Origin of the sequence: Mesorhizobium sp. M7A.F.Ca.ET.027.03.2.1, from assembly GCF_003999175.1 — a bacterium.
Lineage (GTDB): Bacteria > Pseudomonadota > Alphaproteobacteria > Rhizobiales > Rhizobiaceae > Mesorhizobium.
This window is the reverse complement of record NZ_RZOM01000489.1, coordinates 1-4,434: the sequence shown is the minus strand read 5'-3', so window position 1 is coordinate 4,434 and position 4,434 is coordinate 1. Positions and strand designations below refer to the sequence as shown.

General features: G+C 62.8%; 4 protein-coding genes. All 4 read left to right on the top strand.

Going from position 1 to position 4,434, the window contains the following annotated elements; genetic code table 11:
- Positions 1 to 489, top strand: a 489-nt coding sequence (locus EN750_RS20445) for an aminotransferase class III-fold pyridoxal phosphate-dependent enzyme (protein WP_127397478.1), incomplete at its 5' end; no start/stop codon positions are given.
- Between the two features lie 19 nt (positions 490 to 508).
- A complete protein-coding gene (locus tag EN750_RS20440; RefSeq protein WP_127397477.1) occupies positions 509 to 1,741 on the top strand; it encodes a glycosyltransferase 87 family protein in 1,233 nt (410 codons plus the stop codon).
- Positions 1,738 to 2,496 (top strand): FkbM family methyltransferase, encoded by a 759-nt coding sequence (locus EN750_RS20435; RefSeq protein ID WP_127397476.1) that lies wholly within the window; start codon positions 1,738 to 1,740, stop codon positions 2,494 to 2,496. Before EN750_RS20440 ends, EN750_RS20435 begins: the two co-directional genes overlap by 4 nt.
- Positions 2,497 to 2,655: 159 nt before the next feature.
- On the top strand, positions 2,656 to 4,434 hold a 1,779-nt coding region (locus EN750_RS20430; protein WP_145967796.1), incomplete at its 3' end, for an FAD-dependent oxidoreductase.

Genomic DNA, 4,434 nt, shown 5'->3' with positions numbered 1-4,434 from the left:
ATCCATGCCATGGCGACCTTCGGCGGCATGGGCGAGGCCTGCGTCACCTCGATCGAGGGGCTCAACGTGCTCTACGACGAGGGGCTGATCGACAATGCCGCCGTCACCGGCGACTATTTGCTGCAGCGCCTGCAGGCGCTCAGGGAAAAGTACCCGAAGATCATCAAGGAGGTGCGCGGCAAGGGTTTTATGATCGGCCTGGAGTTCCACGACTTCTCGCAGACCTTGCCGATGGTGCTGCGGCCGATCGTCAGCGTGCTCGACGACAAGCTGAAGGGTTCGCTGTCGGGCTTCATCGGGGCGCTGCTGCTGCGCGACTACGATGTGCTGGTCGCCTTCACCGAATACAACCGCAACGTCATCCGGCTCGAGCCGCCGCTGATCTGCCAGCGCGAGCATGTCGACCGCTTCGTCGATGCCTTCGACAGCCTGCTGTCGCGCGGCATCGTGGGAATCGTGAAGGATTTCGTCAAAAGCCAGGTCCGTTAAGCGCTCGCTGGATACAACGATGCTGACCAAGTCGCCCGCTCCACAAAACCCAGTCGACCGGCTCACCGAGCCCGTTCTGACGTGGGGCGAGGGGACTTATGCGCGGCTGGCAGCACCGATCGGCGCGGCGGCTTTCGCGCTTTACATTCTTTTTACAGCGTTCACCGCCTGGGTGATGCCAGACGCCAACTGGGACATGCTGCCCTATCTCGCTATATCGGAGGAAAGCACCTATCCCGATGCCCAGGCGCTGCATGACTATGCCTACAACACCGTCAAATCGGGCGTTTCGGCCAGCGATTATAAGGCGCTGACCGACGATGGCGGCGGCTTCCGCAGCCACATGGCGCAGAATGCGGCCGACTTCCATTCACTGCTCGGCATGTACCGGATCAAATTTCTCTACGCCGAGATACTGTCGACGATGAGCGCGGTGATGTCGCCAGTCGAGGCGATGCGCCTGGTGTCAGTGTTCTCCGTGCTGCTATTCGGCGTGATCGCGCTGCTGTGGCTGCGCTCGGAAAAGGCATTGGCTTTGGCGCCAGCGGTCGGCGCGGTGCTGATCATGGCCGATTTCGGCGATGCGGCGCGCGCCTCGACGCCGGATCTGCTCACGTCGGCGCTGTTGCTGGGCGGGCTTTATGCCTATGTCCGCGGCTACGAGGCGGCAACGGCGCTCCTGCTTTTCCTCGCCTTCATGGTGCGCCCGGACAATATTGTTTTCCTTGCTGTTTTTGCTGTGCTGCTGGTTGCGTTCCGGCAGAAGGCGTGGGGCGCGCTGGCCGGCTTCGCCGCTTCCTTCGTCGCCTATTTCGCCATTTCGCACTGGGCTCATCATCCAGGCTGGTGGCCGCATTTGTGGTTCTCCAGCATTGAGCAGCATTACAATATGGACGGTTTCGAACCGCCATTCTCGGTCACCGCCTATCTCAGGGCGTTTGCCGCCTCGCTGCTGCGCGCCGTCAGCCTGAACAGCTGGGTCGGCGTGTCGGTGCTGGCACTGGCCGGCTGGTTTGCCGCCGCCCGCGCCGGCTTCCGCCTCGACCGCCGCGCCGGCATCCTGTTTGCGGCACTGGTGCTCGGCGCGCTGGCGAAGTTCACCGTCTTTCCGATCCACGACACGCGCATCTATTTCCCGCATCTGATCCCGCCATTCCTGCTGCTGGCGACGCCGTTCATGGCGCTGTGGGCAGCCGCGGCTCGTGGCCAGAATCGCGCGCCCTTGCCAATCATTCCCGGAGACAAGCCATGAGTTCGCTATCCAGCCTGGCGCGCGTTGCCCTGTCGCTTGGTCTTCCAAGTGGTGTTCTCGATCGCGGGCCGTCGCTGCGCGGCACGAAGTTCCTGGCCAGGGCGGCGCTGAAGGCGCGATTTGGTGGGGCAGGGCGACCGTTCCAGATGGTCAATGTCGGTGCCTGCGACGGTGCGCTGTTCGATGACGTGACGCCGTGGCTACACCGCATAGCTGGCGCACGCGCGATGCTGGTCGAGCCGATCCCGTACAATCAGAAACGACTGCGCGCCAACTACCCCGACGCCAGCCGGTTCATCATCGAGCCGGTGGCGGTGACGAAGACAAAGGGCACGATCACCGTCCACACCTTCGATGCCGCCGCGCTCGAGGCCGGCACGTTGCCCATCGAGTTCATCGGCTGCTCGTCGGTCACCGACACCAATCTGATGTCGGGCAAGAATGCCTGGGGCGAGGCCGACGCCAACTTCAACAAGTTCGCGCCGCATCTCAGGGACATCGAGGTGCCATCCGAGACCTTGCAGACGCTGCTCGACCGCAACGGCATCACCCATATCGACGCCTTTCTCGTCGATTGCGAGGGCGCCGATTGGATCGTCTTCGAACAGCTCGACCTCAAGCGTTACCGTCCCGGCATGATCAAGGTCGAGGTCGGCGCGCTGCCGGCGGCCGAGATCGGCCAGGTCGTGGTCAAGCTGAAGACCTCAGGCTATCAGGTCGGCTTCCAGGCCGAGGACATCTGGGCCTTCGCCTGAGTTATAGCCTTCACCTTGGAAGGCGAACCGCCAAGGGTCCGACGGCAAGCATTCTGCCGTCTGGTCGCTCGGCTTTTTGCCAATGTCGCAAACAGGCTTCAATCGTGCTGCCGCTCCGCCCTATAGTCCGCCCGCTTTATCACTTTGGAGTCGCGGGCAATGGCAGAGTTTCCGAATAAGGCGAAGGTCGTCATCGTCGGCCTGGGCGGTATTGTCGGCGCATCGATCGCCCATCATCTGATCGAACGCGGCTGGGACGACATTGTCGGCATCGACAAATCAGGCATCCCGACCGATATCGGCTCGACCGCGCATGCCTCCGATTTCTGCTACACGACCAGCCACGATTTCCTGTCGTGCTGGACGACGCTCTACTCCATCGATTTCTACGAGAAGATGGGCCACTACGCCCGCATCGGCGGCCTGGAAGTGGCTCGCGTCGGCGATGACAGCCGCATGGAAGAGATCAAGCGCAAGATCGCCTCCGCAAAGGCGTTTGGCACGCGCGCCCGCCTGATCGAGCCGGCCGAGATCAAGGAAAAATTTCCGCTCATCGAAGAAGGAATAGTGCAGGGTGGCCTGTGGGATCCCGATGCCGGCCTGGTCATCCCGCGCTCGCAGACTGTCGCCGGCAAGCTGGTCGATCAGGCGGAAGCCTCGGGCAAGCTCAAATCCTTCGCCAACACATCGGCCAGGTCGCTTGTCGTCAAGGACGGCCGCATATCAGGCGTGGTGACCGACCGCGGCACCATCGAGGCCGACTATGTCGTCGTCTGCGCCGGTATATGGGGCCGGCTGATCGCGGAAATGGTGGGCGAAGACCTGCCGGTCATGCCGATCGACCATCCGCTGACCTTCTTCGGCCCCTACAACGAGTTCGCCGGCACGGGCAAGGAGATCGGCTGGCCGCTGCTGCGCGACCAGGGCAACTCGGCCTATATGCGCGACACCGGCGATCCAAAGACCGCCGAGGGCGGGCAGATCGAGTGGGGTTACTACGAAGAGACCAATCCGCGCCTTTGCCATCCGCGCGACCTGCTGGAGAAGGACCAGGCGCGGCTTTCGCCCTCACAGCGCGACCTCGACATGGAGCAGATCCTGGCACCGCTCGAACGCGCCATGGAACTGACGCCGATCCTCGGCGAACTCGGCTATAACGAGAGCCATTCCTTCAACGGGCTTCTCCAGGTGACGGCTGATGGCGGCCCGTCCATGGGCGAAAGCCAGAAGGTGCGGGGCCTTTGGTATGCCGTCGCCATCTGGGTCAAGGACGGTCCCGGCATGGGCAAGCTGATCGCCGACTGGATGACCGACGGCCGCACCGCGATCGATCACCATGCCATCGACTATGCACGGTTCTATCCGCACCAGACCAAGGAGCAATTCATCTGGGATCGCTGCACCGAGACCGCGATGAAGGTCTACAATCCGGCGGTGCATCCGCGCGAGCCGTTCTCCAAGGCCCGCAATATCAGGCGCTCGCCGTTCTGGGAGCGCGAGAAGGAACTTGGCGGTTATTTCATGGAGCTCGGCGGCTGGGAGCGCGCCCACGGCTATGCCGCCAACGAGCACCTTTTGGAGAAATACGGCAACCGCGTGCCGGTGCGCGAGAATGAGTGGGACAACCGCCATTTCTGGCGCGTCTCCAATGCCGAACATCTCGCGATGAGCGAGGATTGCGGCATCGTCAACCTGTCGCATTTCGCCATGTACGACATCGAAGGTCCCGACCATGTCGCGCTGCTGGAATGGCTGTGCGCGGCCAAGATCGGCGGAGACAACAACATCGGCAAGGGCATCTACACCCACTTCCTCGACGAGGAAGGCATGGTGCGCGCCGACTTTACCGTCATCCGCATGGCCGACCGCTGTCGTTTGATCGACGGCGCGGACGCCGGTCCGCGCGACTTCCAGTACATGCGCCGCACGGCACAGGAC

What these genes read in the sequence shown, in the direction of transcription:
- EN750_RS20440 (WP_127397477.1), top strand. Translation starts at nt 509, where the DNA reads ATGCTGACCAAGTCGCCCGCTCCACAAAACCCAGTCGACCGGCTCACC.
- EN750_RS20435 (WP_127397476.1), top strand. Translation starts at nt 1,738, where the DNA reads ATGAGTTCGCTATCCAGCCTGGCGCGCGTTGCCCTGTCGCTTGGTCTT.